Origin of the sequence: Streptomyces sp. NPDC007929, from assembly GCF_042959065.1 — a bacterium.
GTDB lineage: Bacteria > Actinomycetota > Actinomycetes > Streptomycetales > Streptomycetaceae > Streptomyces.
In genome coordinates this window covers 329,871-343,192 of sequence record NZ_JBIBKD010000005.1, presented here as the reverse complement: position 1 = coordinate 343,192, position 13,322 = coordinate 329,871, and the positions used below count along the sequence as shown (strand labels likewise).

Sequence of the window (13,322 nt, the reverse complement as noted above, 5' to 3'; positions counted from 1 at the left end):
CGCCATGGCTCCGCCCTCGTCCTGAGCTCCAGCCCTGGTCATCCCGACCGCCTCCCCCGCACCGCGCACGAACATCAACTCGTGCCGACCGTACAACCGGCGGCCGAAACGCGTCAGACCCTGTGGACAACTCCACAGCTGTGGACACCACGTGCGGTCCGCAGGGCGAGCGCGGGCTACGCGCCGAAGGGCACGGTGGCCCCCTCCGCCACCGGCTTGGGCTCCGGCTTGGGCTCCGGCTCCGGCTTTCGCTCCGGCTCCGGCGCCGCCGCCGCGTCCCCCTCCGCCCGCACCTGCGCCAGCAGCCGCTCGGCCCGGTCCACGGACACATCGAGCCGCGCCAGCACCGCCGGAACGGTGATGCTGGGCAGGAAGTGCTCGAACAGCACGACGACCCGCCGCTCCAGATCCTGCCGCTGGCAGCGCAGCTGGGACAGCAGCTGCACCCCGGAGAAGCTCCCGACCAGTAGCTCCGCCGTCTCCGCCACGTCGACGTGCTGCAACAACTCGCCCCGCGTCTTCGCCTCGCCCAGCATCTGCGTGTTCTGGTCGATCCACATCCGGAAGGCCGGGGTGCGGTCGAGGTCCATGGCTCCCTGGTCGAGGGCGAGCCCCACACTGGCCCGCACCAGCGGCTCGGATCGCAGCCGACGTGCCATCACCAGACCGGAGTCGACGAGTTCCTGGAGCCTGCTGGACTGCGGCGGGAGCGCGATCGCGAGCTGCTCCTCGAACACCCCGACCGCAAGCTCCTCCTTGGAGCCGAAGTGGAAGTACAGCGCGCCCTTGGTCACGCCCGCCCGGTCCAGGATCTCGCCGATGGTCGCCGAGGTGTAGCCGCGTTCGTCGAAGACGGCCGCGGCCGCCTCCAGGATGGTCCGCCGGGTGCGGATCGCGCGCTCCTGTCGCGCCATCGGGTGCCTCCTGATCTCGTCGATCCCTGTGAAATCGCTGTGTGGCGAGGGCGCGAGGGCCAGTCCCAGCGGCTTGGCTCACCCTTTGAAAAAAACCGGTTCGTCCGTATCTTAGTCAGGCGTCGATCGCGGCCAGGCAGCCGATCCTGGGGGTTCTCATGCCGCAGACAGGGCCTTTAAGCGCACTCACGGACGATCAGACCGGACGTGGGGGCCGTCCGGCAAACGGAACCGCTACGACCGTCGAGAATCCGCCACACCTCGCCGATCCGCCAGAGGCGGCACGACCAAGCCCCCTCACGGAGGAACCCACCCCCTCGACCACCACCGTCACCGTCACCGTCACCAAGGAACTCGCCCACCGCACCACCGAGACGGACGTCTTCCCCGCCCGGTGGGTCCGAATCTCCGGCACGCGCTTCCGCTTCACCGGGCACTGGCCTGCCGCCCATCCCTTCTTCGGCCCCGTGGACGACCGCCATCAGGACCCGATGGTCGTGGGCGAAACGTTGCGGCAGGCCTCCATGGTGCTGGCGCACGCCGAGTTCGGCGCCCCGGCCGACACCCACTTCGTCATGTGGGACCTGACGGTCCACGTCGACCCGTACGCGCTCCTGCTGTCCGAAGCCGACGCACCGGTCGAGTTCGACGTCGAGTGCTCCGAGGTGCGCCGCCGCGGCCACGGCCTGCACAGCATGCGGACCACGATGGAGTTCCGCCGCGCGGGACGGCTCGTCGCGAGCGGCACCGGCAGCACCGGCTGCACCTCGCCGCGCGCCTACCGCCGTCTGCGGGCAGGCAGGCTGGACGCCTCGGGCACCCCGGTGCCGCTGCTGCCCGGAATATCCCCGCACACCGCGGGACGCACCAGCCCCGACGACGTCGTCCTCTCACCCGCCGACCGCCCGGGCGTCTGGCACCTGCGCGTCGACACCGGCCACCCGGTCCTCTTCCCCCGGCCCAACGACCACGTCCCCGGCATGGTGCTGTTCGAGGCGGCCCGCCAGGCCGCGACCGCCACGACCGGCCTGAACCCCTTCCTGCCGACCACGATGACCTCCCGCTTCACCCGGTACGCCGAGCTGCACAGCCCCTGCCGCATCGAGACCGAGACCCTCCACGAGCGCCAAGGGGAGGTGACCGTACGGGTGTCGGGGCGGCAGGACGGCGAGCCGGTCTTCACCGCCGCCCTCACCGCCGCCCTGCCGGCCGCCCGACCGGCGCGGGTACGGTCCCTGTCGTGACGATCAAGCTTCTGATCACGGGCGCGAGCGGCTTCGTCGGCAGCCGCGTGGCCGCCACGGCACAGCGCCAACCGGACACCCACGTAGGCCTGTTGTCCCGGCACGCACCGCACGGCCCCGAGTACGTCCACGGCGACCTCTGCGCCCCGCCCTCCCTGCGCGGCGTCTGCGCCGGCACCGACGTCCTGGTGCACTGCGCCGCGCGGGTCGGCGGCGACGCCGAGACCGCCGAGGCGGTCAACGACCACGGCACCCGCGCCCTGGTCGAGGAGGCCGTACGCGCCGGAGTGCGCCGGATCGTGTACGTCAGCACGGCCGCCGTCCACGGCCGGGGCCCCTTCCACGGCGTGGGCCCCGGCGAGGTGCCGATCGCACCCGCGTCACCCACCAGCCGCACCCGGGCAGCCGCCGAACGGTACGTCCTCGACGCGGGCGGCCTGGTGCTGCGCCCGCACCTCGTGTACGGCGAGGGCGACCGCTGGGTGGTACCCGGCCTGGTGTGGCTGATGAAGGAGCTCTCGGCCACCGCCCTGACCGGCTGCGAGGCGCTCCAGTCGATGATCGACGTCGACACCCTGGCCCGTGCGGTGGTGGCCGCGGCGCTCTCCCCGATGCCGGGCGGGGTGCACCACGTGAACCACCCCGAGCCGGTGACCGTCTCCGGCCTGCTGGCGTCCGTGGGACGGGAGCTGGGGGAGCCCGGCGGCGGGACGGCGGCCGTGGACGTGGCCACCGCCCTCGACCGGGCCGCGGGTTCCCCCCTCGCCCTCCATCACCTCGGCATGCTCACGGTCGACCACTGGTTCGTGGACGACGCGTTCTGGAAGGACGCCGACTGCTCGCCCGGCGACGGGTTCGAAGCCGGGCTCCGCCGCGCGGCGCCCTGGTACCGCGCGTTCCTCCAGGGCCGGAGGGTTCTCTGACCGACTAAGGGGCCCTAAGCCCCCGTGATCCCCGGGCCCCGATCGCCGTGCAGCAGCACCGGCAGCTCCTCGTGCCCCGTGGAGATGATGGACCGCAGCCGCCTCGGCGGACGCGACGGATCGGCCAGGGCCAGTCGCGGGAAGCGCGCGAACAGGGAGCTCAGGGCGACGGTGGCCTCGGCCATGGCCAGGGGACGGCCCAGGCAGTGGTGCACGCCGTGGCCGAAGGACACGTGGTCGCGGCTGGTGACACGTGTGAGGTCGAAGCGTTCGGCGTCGGGGCCGTGCCGGTCGGGATCGCGCCCGGCACCCGCGAAGGAGACCACGAGCGGGTCGCCCTTCGGGATGGTCAGGCCCGGCTCGATCTCGATGTCCTCGACGGCGTAGCGCAGGCCCGACATGGCGCCCGGTGCCTCGAAGCGCAGCGACTCCTCCAGGGCGTCCTCCCAGGTCGCCTTCCCGGAGCGGACGAGGTCGAGCTGGTCGGGGTGGGCGAGCAGACTGTGCACGGTGTTGTCGATGAGGTTGACGGTCGTCTCGAACCCGGCGGTGAGCAGCAGGATCAGGTTGTCCATCAACTCCTGTTCGCTGAGGCTCCCTTCGTCGTGCGCGGCGATGAGCGCCGTCGTCAGGTCGTCGGCGGGGTGCTCGCGCTTGTACCGGAGGAACGCGGTGAGCGTGCCGTAGAGGTCGACGCCGTTGGCCTGGGCGTCCTCCAGCGAGATCGCCGTGTCGAAGAAGCGGCTGATGATGCGGTAGAGGGCCGCGCGCGGACCGTCCTCACCGGGCGGTACGCCGAACAGCTCGCACACCACCTCGTGCGGGACGGGCGCCGCGAACGCCGCCCGAAGGTCGACGACTTCGTCCTCGGGCACGCGCTCCAGGGCGTCCAGCGCCCGGTCGACGATCTCCTGGACGCGTGGCAGCAGCGCGTCGACGCGGCGCTTGGTGAACGCGGCGGCCATGGGCTTGCGCAGCCGGCTGTGATCGGAGCCGTAGGCGGTGACCATGTTGCGCACCGAGACCCAGATGGCGAGCGGCCAGGTGCGGGAGATGTCCCCGTTGATCCAGGCGGGCCAGTGCTGGTAGGCGTCCTTGCTGGTCTCGGGCCCGGCCAGGAGCCGCTTGTTCAGCTCCAGGCCGTTGATCCACCACGCTTTCACACCGCCGGGGAGTTCGACCTCCACGGCCGGGCCCCGGGCGCGGATCCGGGATATCTCACCGTAGAGGTCCTGACCGGCCGGGTCGATCGACAGGAAGGGGCAGGCCTGTTCTTCTGCCATGGCTCATCGCTCCTCGGTCCAAGGGCTGGAGGACCATCGTGCGTTCCGCGGAGCGGAAAAACTTGGCAACCGGTTTGTTTTAGCCACGACTTCGACGCCGACGCATGGCTAGCGCGCTCCTACCTCCGCCGCCGCTGCTTCCGCTGCCGCCCCTGCTTCTGCTGCCGCCGCTGCCGCCCCTGCTTCCGCGGCTACCGCAGAGCCAGTCCCACCCGGCCGCCCGCCTCCGCCTGAACACCCGGCTCGGCCGACCCGCTCCCGGCCCCTTCGACCCCCACGAGGTCACTCCCCGCCGCCTCACTCCCCGCCGGATCCAGCGTCCCGGCCAGGCACGGCGTCGCCAGGCACGGCAGCAGCAGCTGCCACAGGTCGGTCAGCGAGGGCCGGGCGAGCCAGCCGTCGTCCTCCCGTGCGAGCACCTCGATGCCGGTCGTGGCGGCCAGGACGACGGCGCTGGTGCGCTGCGGCGTCACCCCGGTGGCGAGTTCACCCCCGCGCTCCGCCTCGGCCAGCAGCCCCTGCACACACTCCCGCCACTCCCGACGCAGATCCCGCACCCGCCCGGCGACCTGCCCACCGACCTGCTCGGCGTTGAGCCGCAGTCCGGCCCGGACCACGACGTCGGCGCAGAGCAGCCGGGCGACGTGGTGGGTGACGTCCACGAGGCGTTGCAGGGCGCTGCCGTCGCCGTCGCCGTCGCGGTGCCGGGCCGCTGCCTCGCGCAGGGCTTGCTCTGCCGCGTGCTCGACGGCCTCGGCGACGGCGGCCTTGTTGGCGAAGTGGAAGTGCAGCGCGCCGGAACTGACCCCGGCCCCCGCGCTGATCTCCGCCAAGCTGGCCCCGACATATCCGCGGGCCTCGAACTGCTCGGCCGCCGACCGGATCAGCGCGAGGCGGGTCCGGACGGCCCGCTCCTGTTTGGTCACCCGTGGCTCCCCTGCAGGCCTCTGATGGCGACGCCATGAAACCAACTCGGCCGCTTTTGTACAACGCGTCGACAAGGCAACGGCCTTGGGGCAGCACCGCCTCACGCCCGCAGATACGCCAGCACGGCCAGCACCCGGCGGTGGGTCGCGTCCGCCGGCGGCAGGTCCAGCTTGGTGAGGATGCCGGAGACGTGTTTGCCCACGGCCGCCTCGGAGACGACCAGTTCGCGGGCGATCGCGCCGTTGGACCTGCCCTCGGCGATCAGCGCCAGCACCTCACGCTCGCGCGGGGTGAGCCGCTCCAGCGGGTCGCGGCGGCGGCGCAGCAACTGCCGTACGACCTCGGGGTCGACGACCGTGCCGCCGTCCGCGACCTTGCCGAGCGCTTCGACGAACTCCTCGACCTGGCCGACGCGGTCCTTGAGCAGATAGCCGACGCCCGTGCCGTCGCCGGAGTCCAGCAGCTCGGCGGCGTACCGGCGCTGCACGTACTGGCTGAGGACCAGCACGGGCAGCGCGGGCCGCTCCGCGCGCAGCCGCACGGCCGCGTGCAACCCCTCGTCCTGGAAGCCGGGCGGCATGCGCACGTCCGTGACGACCACGTCCGGGTCGTGCTCCCCGACGGCCGCGACCAGCGCCCCGGCGTCGCCCACCGCCGCGACGACCTCGTGCCCGCAGCGCCCGAGCAGCCCGACCAGCCCGTCCCGCAGCAGGACGCTGTCCTCCGCCAGGACGACCCGCAGCGGCCGCTCAACTCGCAAGGTCACAAGGGATCTCCACACGCAGCAGGGTCGGTCCGCCGGGCGGACTGGACAGGGAGAGTCTGCCATCGAGCACCGACACCCGGTCCGCGAGTCCGGTCAGTCCGCTGCCCTGCCGGGCCCGCGCGCCACCGCACCCGTCGTCGCGGACGCTCAGCAGCAGCCGCCCGTCGCGGTGCCCGCCGCTCACCTCGGCCCGGCCGGCCCCGCTGTGCCGGCCCACGTTGGCGAGCGCCTCGCACACCACGAAGTACGCGGCCGCCTCGACCGCCGGGGAGAGCCGGCCGGGCAGCTCCAGATCGACGTCCACGGGCACGGCCGAACGGTCCGCGGCGTCGGCGACCGCGGCTTCGAGGCCGTAGTCGGCGAGGACCTTGGGGTGGATGCCGTGGATGAGCTCGCGCAGCTCCGCGAGGGCCGTGCCCGCCTCCTGGTGCGCCTTGGTGAGCTGGTCGGCGAGCGGACCGGGCGGGGCGTCGAGGCGGGCCAGCCCGAGCGTCATCGTCAGCGCGACGAGCCGCTGCTGCGCCCCGTCGTGCAGATCGCGCTCGATACGCCGCCGCTCCGCCTCGAAGGCGTCCACCAACCGCACCCGGGAGCGGGCCAGTTCGACCACCCTGGCCCCCAGGTCGGCCTCCCGTGGCGCGACCAGCAGCCGTGCCAGCCCGGCCCGGGCCCCGGCCACCACGCCCAGCAGGTAGGCCCCCAGGAGGAGCAGGACCAGGCCCAGGACGGCCCACCCGACGGCGGCCGGCCAGGTCGTGACCAGCCACACCTTGAGGACCTTCGCCTCGCCCACGACGGCCAGGATCAGCGGCGTCGCCACCACGGACAGCGGCCCCAGCAGCAGAACGGCGAACGCGAGGGCGTCGACCGGCCACAACAGCCCCGCGAACAGCAGGGCATGACCCAGCTCCCGCCAGGTGGCCCGCTCCCGCAGCCGCGTCGACAGCCAGGCCCGCAGCCCCGGCTCCCCGGGTGTCTCGTGCGGGTTTGGCGCCGGCTCGGTGTCGACCAGCCGCAGCCGGTACCGCTCAAGTGCCGCCACCGGAAGCCCCACCAGGGCCGTCCCGAGCAGCACCGGCAGCCCCACCAGCGCGAGCGCGAGCACCCCGCCGACCACCACCGAGCCCACGATCCCGACCAGCACAACGGCACCCGTGAGCGCTCCGGTGAGCAGATGACACGCCGACCGCCACGGCCACGCCGACAGCGGATAGCGGGGGCGGGACATGGCCTGCCACACGTTGCGAGGGTGCATGGGGATCACCGTAGAAGCCGCTCCGGGCCCCGGCCATGGGCCGGGACCGAGGCCCGGGGGTATGCCTGGCCCTACCCCACGTCTAGGCCCCGCCGCACTGCGCGGACCCGCTCCCACCCGGTTTCGTGGACGTCACACCGACCCATGCGACACCGACACCGACACCGGGGGACCCATGACACACGACGCCGTCCGGCTGGACTCCGTCACCAGGACCTACGGACACGTGAGAGCACTCGACGGAGTGACACTCGCGTTCCCCACCGGGACCTTCACCGCCGTCATGGGCCCCTCCGGCTCCGGCAAGTCGACGCTGCTCCAGTGCGCGGCCGGCCTCGACCGGCCCACCTCCGGATCGGTCACCGTCGGCGGCACCGAACTCACCGGGCTCGGCGAGCGGCGGCTGACCCTGCTGCGGCGCGAGCGCGTCGGGTTCGTCTTCCAGGCGTTCAACCTGCTGCCCTCGCTGACCGCCGAGCAGAACGTGGCGCTGCCCCTGCGCCTGGCCGGCCGCCGCGTCCCCGCCGCCCGGGTGCGCCGGGCGCTCGCGCAGGTCGGTCTCGCCGACCGGGCCCGGCACCGGCCGTCCGAACTCTCCGGGGGCCAGCAGCAACGCGTCGCCCTGGCACGCGCGTTGATCACCCGTCCCGAGGTGCTGTTCGGCGACGAACCGACCGGCGCCCTGGACACCCGCACCGGCCGCGAGGTGCTCGGCCTGCTGCGCGGCATGGTCGACGGTGAGGGCCAGACGGTCGTCATGGTCACGCACGACCCGGTGGCCGCGGCCCACGCCGACCGGGTGGTCTTCCTCGTCGACGGCCGGGTGAGCGGCGAACTGACGGCCGCCGACGCCGACACCATCGCCACACGCATGACCCGCCTGGAGGCCACGCCGTGCTGAGCACCACCCCGCGCACCCCGCGCACCCCACCCACGCCGCGCACACCGCGCACCCCGCACACCCCGCCCGCCCACCGGACCGCCCGCTGCCGCCCGGAGGCCGCGCCGTGCTGAGCACCACCCTGCGCACCCTCCGCACCCGCTGGACCGCCTTCACCGGCAGCTTCGTCGCGCTCAGTCTGGGCGTGGCACTGCTCACCGTGATGGGACTGGCCCTGGCCTCCACAGCCGACGCCCCGCGGCGCGGCCCCGAACGCTTCGCCGCCGCACCGGTCGTGGTCAAGGGCCACGACACCCTGCGCGTACCGACCCCGGCCGGCACCCGCGAGTCCCCCCTCGCCCACCCGCGCCCCGTCCCCGCCCCGGCCCTCGCCCGGCTGCGGGCGCTGGGCCCGGTCGTCGAGGACCGCTCCTTCCCCGTCCGGGCCGAGGGCGGCCCCGCGGAGCTGGTCGGGCACCCGTGGTCCACCGCCGCGTTCGCCCCCTACACCCTCGCCACCGGCCGGGCACCCCGGGCGCCCGACGAGGTCGTCGTCACCGGCGACTGGGCGAACCCGGGCCGGCAGGCGCGCACCGACAAAGGCCCGGTACTGCGCACCGACAAAGGCCCGGTGCGCGTCGTCGGCACGCTCACCGCGCGCGGCTTCGAGAACGCCGTGTTCTTCACCGACGCCCGCGCGGCCCGACTGGCCCCGACCGCAACGCAGTTCGTCGTACGGGCCGACCCGGAGTCCGTACGAAAGGCGGTGGGCGACAGCGCCCAGGTCCTCACCGGTGGCGCCCGCCGCCTCGCCGACGCCGACCCCGGCCGGGACGGTGAGGCGCTCACCGCGATGAACTCCCTGTTCGGCACCGCCGGCGGCGTCACCGCCTTCGTGTCGGTCTTCGTCGTGGCGTCGACCTTCGCCTTCGCGGTCGCCCAGCGGCGCCGGGAGTTCGCCCTGCTGCGCACCGCCGGGGCGACCCCCGCGCAGATCCGCCGCAGCGTCCTCGCCGAGGCCCTGGCCGTCGGCACCCTCGCCTCCGCCACCGGCTGTGTGCTCGGCTCCCACGGGGCGCCGTTGCTGGCCGCACGCGTGGCCGACGAGGGCCTCGCCCCGGCCTGGTTCACCATCAGCGAGCACACCTGGCCCTACCACGCGGCGTTCTGGACGGGTCTGCTCGTCGCCCTGTGCGGAGCGAGCGCGGCCTCCTGGCGGGCCGGCCGCACCGCCCCCACCGAGGCCCTGCGCGAGGCGGCGGCCGACCAGGGGCCCCTGACCCGGGGACGCCTGCTCTGCGGCGCCGCCCTCCTGCTCACCGCCGCCGTGACCCTGGCCCTGTCCCTCACCACGGACCCCTCCGACCTGCTCCACCGCAAGACGTACATCAGCCGCCCCATGCTGCTGATCACCGCGGCCGCCCTGCTCGCCCCCCTCGTGCTGCGGCCCCTGACGCGTCTGCTGAGCTGCTTCCCCTCGGCCGTGGGCATGCTGGTCCGCGCCAACACGACCACCGGAGTACGCCGCACCGCCGCCCTCGCGGCCCCCGTCCTCGTCACGGTCGCGCTCGCCGGTTCACTCCTCGGCGCCACCGCGACCCTGAACCACGCCGCGACCTCAGAGACGAGCGAGCGCACCACCGCGGCCCTCGTCGTCACCCCGGCCGCCGGAACGACCTTCGACACCGCCACCCTGCACCGGCTGGCCGCCGTACCGGGCACGCGGATCTCACCGACGTCGTCGACGGCCGTGCACGTCCTGGAGGACGGCGTGGCCCTGATCCGCTCCGACGCCCGCGCCGCGACCCCCGCGGGCCTGGCCGCCACCACCCGCCTGCCGCTCACCGCCGGAAAACTGAGCGATCTCGACGACGACTCGATCGTCGTCAACGAGGAGTGGCAGCGGCACCGGGTGGGCGACCGGGTCAAGGTCTGGCTCGGCGACGGGACACCGCGCACCCTGCGCGTCGCCGCGGTGATGCGCACCGGAACCGGCGGCAACGGCGTCTACGTCACCCCGCGCAACGCCCCGGGCGCCGGAACCGACCGCGTGGACGTGGCCCTGACGGCGGGCACGGACCCGGGCCCCGCGGCCACCGACCTGCGCGCGGCCCTCGGCACGACGGGCGGCCAGGTCCTCACCCGGGAGGAGTGGATCCGGGCCACCCACCCCGAAACCAGCCGCACCACCCGCCTCGGCCTCCTCCTGGTGCTCGGCATCGCCCTGCTCTACACGGGCATCTCCGTGGCCAACACCACGGTCATGGCGGCCGCCGACCGGGTCCGTGACCTGGCGGTGCTGCGACTGACCGGAGCCGGTCGGTGGCAGGTGCTGCGACTGACCGCCGCCGAGGCCCTGACGGCCGTCACGGCCGGAGCGCTCCTCGGCCTGCTGGTCACCGTCGTCAACCTCGCCGGAATGTGGGGCGCCCTCACCCTGCTGTCGGTCCGGCCCACGCTCACCCTCCCGTGGCAGGCCCTCGGCACGACGACCCTCGCCTGCGCCCTCCTGGCCCTGACCTGCGCGACGATCCCCGCCGCCCGCACCCTGCGACGGCGCCCGGCGGACCTGGCGGGGATACGCGAGTAGCCGGCACCGGCCGCGGCGAGCCGCCGACCCTGACCCATGAGACGGACCTCGCGATCAACGCCCGGGGCGACCGCCGGCCGGCCGACGACGAGGGCACCCCGGTGGTGCTGCGCCACACGCCCTGCGGCCACGACACCGAGGCCCGGGTCGTCTGCTCCGCCTGCGGCGAGCCCCGGCACCCCCGGGACATCACCGCCCGCACCGGCCCCGGCTACCCCGCCCGCCTCCTCGACGCCCCGGTCGTACGGGACCGCTTCACCTCGGGGCGAACCCTCGGCGACGCCCCGACCGACCCGGCCGACCCGGCCGACCAGGCCGACCAGGCCTGAGAGCTTCCTCGTGCGGGAAGCTCACGCCGGACGTCCGCTGCCGTCCGGCAGCAGGCCCCACGTCTGCAGGGCATAGGGCCGTCCCTTCTCCTCCCCCTGGATCAGCGGCACGTCGAGGAGCCTGAAGCCCGCCTTGGTGGCCACCGCGACGCTCGCGGCGTTCTCGGCCTCCAGCTCCAGGACCACCTGTCCCACGCCCAGCTGTGCGAAGGCATACTCGGCCATCACCCGGACCGCCCGTGCGGCCAGCCCCTGGCCGCGGTGCGCCGGGCCGACCACGTAGCCGATCTCTGCGCCCTCGGGGGTGCGCCGCAGCATCACCTCGCCGAGCGGCGCGCGGCCGTCGACGGTGATGGCGAGCAGGATGGTCGTGCCCTCCGCCCGCATCTGCCGATCCCGGTCCAGCCGTGCGCGAGCGACCGCTTCGTCGAAGGGCGAGACGATCGGCGTCCAGTACGCGATGTCCGGATGGTCGAACAGATCCGGCATCGCGGCCAGGTCCGCCTCCGTCCAGTCGCGCAGTACGAGGCCTTCCCCCGCGAGCTCGATCCGCTCGGGAAAGGGTATCGAGGTGCCGCTCATGGTGGGGTTCCTCCCTGGCCTGACAAGACGGGGCAGCATATCCGGGGCGGTCATCGGCTCACCAGGTCTTCCGGACTGTCACCGGACACCGCCGCGTGCGCGCCTCGGAGTCGGGGGGTGTGTGTCGCCATCTCGGTCAGGCCCGGGTAGTAGACGTGCAGACTCACCGCCGGTTCCAGCGCCTCGTTGACGACTTGATGCACACACCCCGGCGCGAACACCCGCTGCGCGCCCGTACGCAGCACGCGCCTTCCTGTCGGCGTCCGCTCGGTCAGGGTGCCCTCCAGGACGGTCAGCACCCCGCAGGAGCGGCCGTGGTCGTGCAGTGCGCTGCCCTGACCGGGCACCCAGGACAGCAGCCACACCTCGTAACCCTGGCCCGTGCGCAGACGGTGGTACCAGCGCGTCGTGGCGTCGTACCGCACGAGGGGCTCCCATTGGAAGCGGTCGGCGGCGATGGCGCGGGCCAGGCCGACGAACTCCGCGACGGTGACCGGGTGTTCCCGCGGAGGCTTCAGGAGGTGCGGGACTTCGAGGATGTCGCCGGCGATCTTCAGGTCGCTGTCGTTCACGCACCGACCGCCCGCGACGCCGGGAGCCGGAGCACGGAGGGCTCGGCGGCACTCCCGTACTCCGCGGCACCGGCCCGGGCCGAGAGGCCCGCGGGGGCGGTGACGGCGGGGGTGCGGGCCGTGGGCGGACCGTCGCCCCGAGTCATCAGGTGGGCGCAGCAGCGGGGAAGCATCAGGCCACAGGCCTCGGTCGGGTCCATCACTGGTTTCCTTTCGTCCGGGTCGGATTCATCGGGTCGATCAGGCGCCCCACGACCGCTCACGGCCGTCCGGAGGCCGCCGTCAGCGCGGCGCGGACCGTGTCCAGCAGAGCGGTCCGCTCGCCGTGCAGGAAGAAGTGGTCGCCGGGCAGAACGTGGCGAGTGAAACGGCCCGTCGTCTGCTCGTGCCAGGAGGCCGTCAGCTCGGGCGGCACTTCCCGGTCCTCCGTCCCCGCGAAGGCCACGACGGGGCACCCGAGTGGGGGCTCGGGCCGGTGCGCGTACGTCTCGACGACCGAGAAGTCCGCACGGATGGTCGGCATGAGCAGTTCGAGCAGCTCCGGTTCGGCGTAGACGTCCTCCGGTACGGCGCCCAGGTCGCGCAGCCTGGCCACCACGACGTCGTCCGGCTGGTCGTGAATCGGCGGCAGCCGGCGCGGGAGCTGGGGTGCGGGGCTGCCGGAGACGAAGAGGACGCGCGGGTCGCCGGCGCCGCGCCTGCGCAGCGTCCGGGCCAGTTCGAACGCCAGGAGGCCGCCCATGCTGTGCCCGAAGAGTGCGTAGGGCACGTCGAGTTCGCCCTCCAGCGCGGTGGCGAGTGTCTCGACCAGGGGCTCGGCCTCTGTGAAGGCCTTCTCGCCCCAGCGGGTCAGCCGGCCCGGGAGTTCGACGGGGCAGACTTCGATGCCATCCGGGAGCAGGCCGGGCCAGGCGGCGTAGGTCGAGGCACCGCCTCCGGCGTACGGGAGGCAGAAGAGGCGGACGGCCGGCGGGGCCGGGCGCCGCGCGCCCACGATCCAGCCGTGGGCGCGCGTCGCGCGGGGGGTTGCGGTTCGGTTCACGTTGAGGTCTCCGTG

General features: G+C 73.8%; 14 protein-coding genes. 5 read left to right on the top strand and 9 right to left on the bottom strand.

Going from position 1 to position 13,322, the window contains the following annotated elements:
- Positions 1 to 176: 176 nt before the first annotated feature.
- Positions 177 to 914, bottom strand: a complete 738-nt coding sequence (locus tag ACFZDE_RS19010; RefSeq protein ID WP_391200878.1) for a ScbR family autoregulator-binding transcription factor — start codon at positions 912 to 914, stop codon at positions 177 to 179.
- A gap of 158 nt (positions 915 to 1,072) precedes the next feature.
- Here ACFZDE_RS19010 and ACFZDE_RS19005 point away from each other — a divergent pair, with 158 nt between their 5' ends.
- Both ACFZDE_RS19005 and ACFZDE_RS19000 read left to right on the top strand, forming a co-directional pair.
- On the top strand, positions 1,073 to 2,158 hold the full coding sequence (locus tag ACFZDE_RS19005) for a ScbA/BarX family gamma-butyrolactone biosynthesis protein (RefSeq protein ID WP_391200876.1): 1,086 nt from the start codon (positions 1,073 to 1,075) through the stop codon (positions 2,156 to 2,158).
- A complete protein-coding gene (locus ACFZDE_RS19000; RefSeq protein WP_391200874.1) occupies positions 2,155 to 3,081 on the top strand; it encodes an NAD-dependent epimerase/dehydratase family protein in 927 nt (308 codons plus the stop codon). Before ACFZDE_RS19005 ends, ACFZDE_RS19000 begins: the two co-directional genes overlap by 4 nt.
- A 14-nt stretch (positions 3,082 to 3,095) precedes the next feature.
- Here ACFZDE_RS19000 and ACFZDE_RS18995 read toward each other — a convergent pair whose 3' ends face one another.
- The 4 genes from ACFZDE_RS18995 to ACFZDE_RS18980 all read right to left on the bottom strand — a co-directional run bounded on the left by ACFZDE_RS18995 (position 3,096) and on the right by ACFZDE_RS18980 (position 7,285).
- Positions 3,096 to 4,364 (bottom strand): cytochrome P450, encoded by a 1,269-nt coding sequence (locus ACFZDE_RS18995; RefSeq protein WP_390998631.1) that lies wholly within the window; start codon positions 4,362 to 4,364, stop codon positions 3,096 to 3,098.
- Positions 4,365 to 4,555: 191 nt separating this feature from the next.
- Positions 4,556 to 5,290: a ScbR family autoregulator-binding transcription factor gene (locus ACFZDE_RS18990; protein WP_391200872.1), complete on the bottom strand. Its 735-nt coding sequence runs from the start codon at positions 5,288 to 5,290 to the stop codon at positions 4,556 to 4,558.
- Between the two features lie 101 nt (positions 5,291 to 5,391).
- A complete protein-coding gene (locus ACFZDE_RS18985; RefSeq protein WP_391201368.1) occupies positions 5,392 to 6,051 on the bottom strand; it encodes a response regulator in 660 nt (219 codons plus the stop codon).
- Positions 6,041 to 7,285, bottom strand: coding sequence for a sensor domain-containing protein (locus tag ACFZDE_RS18980; RefSeq protein WP_391201366.1), 1,245 nt, complete (start codon positions 7,283 to 7,285; stop codon positions 6,041 to 6,043). Before ACFZDE_RS18980 ends, ACFZDE_RS18985 begins: the two co-directional genes overlap by 11 nt.
- A 202-nt stretch (positions 7,286 to 7,487) precedes the next feature.
- Here ACFZDE_RS18980 and ACFZDE_RS18975 point away from each other — a divergent pair, with 202 nt between their 5' ends.
- The 3 genes from ACFZDE_RS18975 to ACFZDE_RS18965 all read left to right on the top strand — a co-directional run bounded on the left by ACFZDE_RS18975 (position 7,488) and on the right by ACFZDE_RS18965 (position 11,111).
- A complete protein-coding gene (locus ACFZDE_RS18975; protein WP_390998624.1) occupies positions 7,488 to 8,213 on the top strand; it encodes an ATP-binding cassette domain-containing protein in 726 nt (241 codons plus the stop codon).
- 106 nt (positions 8,214 to 8,319) lie between these two features.
- Complete coding sequence (locus tag ACFZDE_RS18970; RefSeq protein ID WP_391200870.1) at positions 8,320 to 10,782, top strand: FtsX-like permease family protein; 2,463 nt, start codon at positions 8,320 to 8,322, stop codon at positions 10,780 to 10,782.
- Positions 10,783 to 10,883: 101 nt separating this feature from the next.
- A complete protein-coding gene (locus ACFZDE_RS18965) occupies positions 10,884 to 11,111 on the top strand; it encodes a hypothetical protein (RefSeq protein WP_391200869.1) in 228 nt (75 codons plus the stop codon).
- A gap of 21 nt (positions 11,112 to 11,132) precedes the next feature.
- On the opposite strand, the gene ACFZDE_RS18960 is transcribed toward ACFZDE_RS18965, so the two are convergent.
- Genes ACFZDE_RS18960 through ACFZDE_RS18945 form a run of 4 tightly spaced genes read right to left on the bottom strand, consistent with a single transcriptional unit; the run spans position 11,133 to position 13,307 of the window.
- Complete coding sequence (locus ACFZDE_RS18960) at positions 11,133 to 11,693, bottom strand: GNAT family N-acetyltransferase (protein ID WP_390998616.1); 561 nt, start codon at positions 11,691 to 11,693, stop codon at positions 11,133 to 11,135.
- 50 nt (positions 11,694 to 11,743) lie between these two features.
- Positions 11,744 to 12,265 carry a cysteine dioxygenase gene (locus ACFZDE_RS18955; RefSeq protein WP_391200866.1) on the bottom strand — a complete coding sequence of 174 codons (522 nt, stop codon included), beginning with the start codon at positions 12,263 to 12,265 and terminating at the stop codon, positions 11,744 to 11,746.
- Positions 12,262 to 12,465: a hypothetical protein gene (locus ACFZDE_RS18950; RefSeq protein ID WP_391200865.1), complete on the bottom strand. Its 204-nt coding sequence runs from the start codon at positions 12,463 to 12,465 to the stop codon at positions 12,262 to 12,264. The genes ACFZDE_RS18955 and ACFZDE_RS18950 overlap by 4 nt, the downstream gene beginning before the upstream one ends.
- A gap of 59 nt (positions 12,466 to 12,524) precedes the next feature.
- Complete coding sequence (locus ACFZDE_RS18945; protein ID WP_391200863.1) at positions 12,525 to 13,307, bottom strand: alpha/beta fold hydrolase; 783 nt, start codon at positions 13,305 to 13,307, stop codon at positions 12,525 to 12,527.
- Positions 13,308 to 13,322: the final 15 nt, after the last annotated feature.

What these genes read in the sequence shown, in the direction of transcription:
- ACFZDE_RS19005 (WP_391200876.1), top strand. Translation starts at nt 1,073, where the DNA reads ATGCCGCAGACAGGGCCTTTAAGCGCACTCACGGACGATCAGACCGGA.
- ACFZDE_RS18950 (WP_391200865.1), bottom strand. Translation starts at nt 12,465, where the DNA reads ATGGACCCGACCGAGGCCTGTGGCCTGATGCTTCCCCGCTGCTGCGCC.
- ACFZDE_RS18995 (WP_390998631.1), bottom strand. Translation starts at nt 4,364, where the DNA reads ATGGCAGAAGAACAGGCCTGCCCCTTCCTGTCGATCGACCCGGCCGGT.
- ACFZDE_RS18975 (WP_390998624.1), top strand. Translation starts at nt 7,488, where the DNA reads ATGACACACGACGCCGTCCGGCTGGACTCCGTCACCAGGACCTACGGA.
- ACFZDE_RS18960 (WP_390998616.1), bottom strand. Translation starts at nt 11,693, where the DNA reads ATGAGCGGCACCTCGATACCCTTTCCCGAGCGGATCGAGCTCGCGGGG.
- ACFZDE_RS19010 (WP_391200878.1), bottom strand. Translation starts at nt 914, where the DNA reads ATGGCGCGACAGGAGCGCGCGATCCGCACCCGGCGGACCATCCTGGAG.
- ACFZDE_RS18980 (WP_391201366.1), bottom strand. Translation starts at nt 7,285, where the DNA reads ATGTCCCGCCCCCGCTATCCGCTGTCGGCGTGGCCGTGGCGGTCGGCG.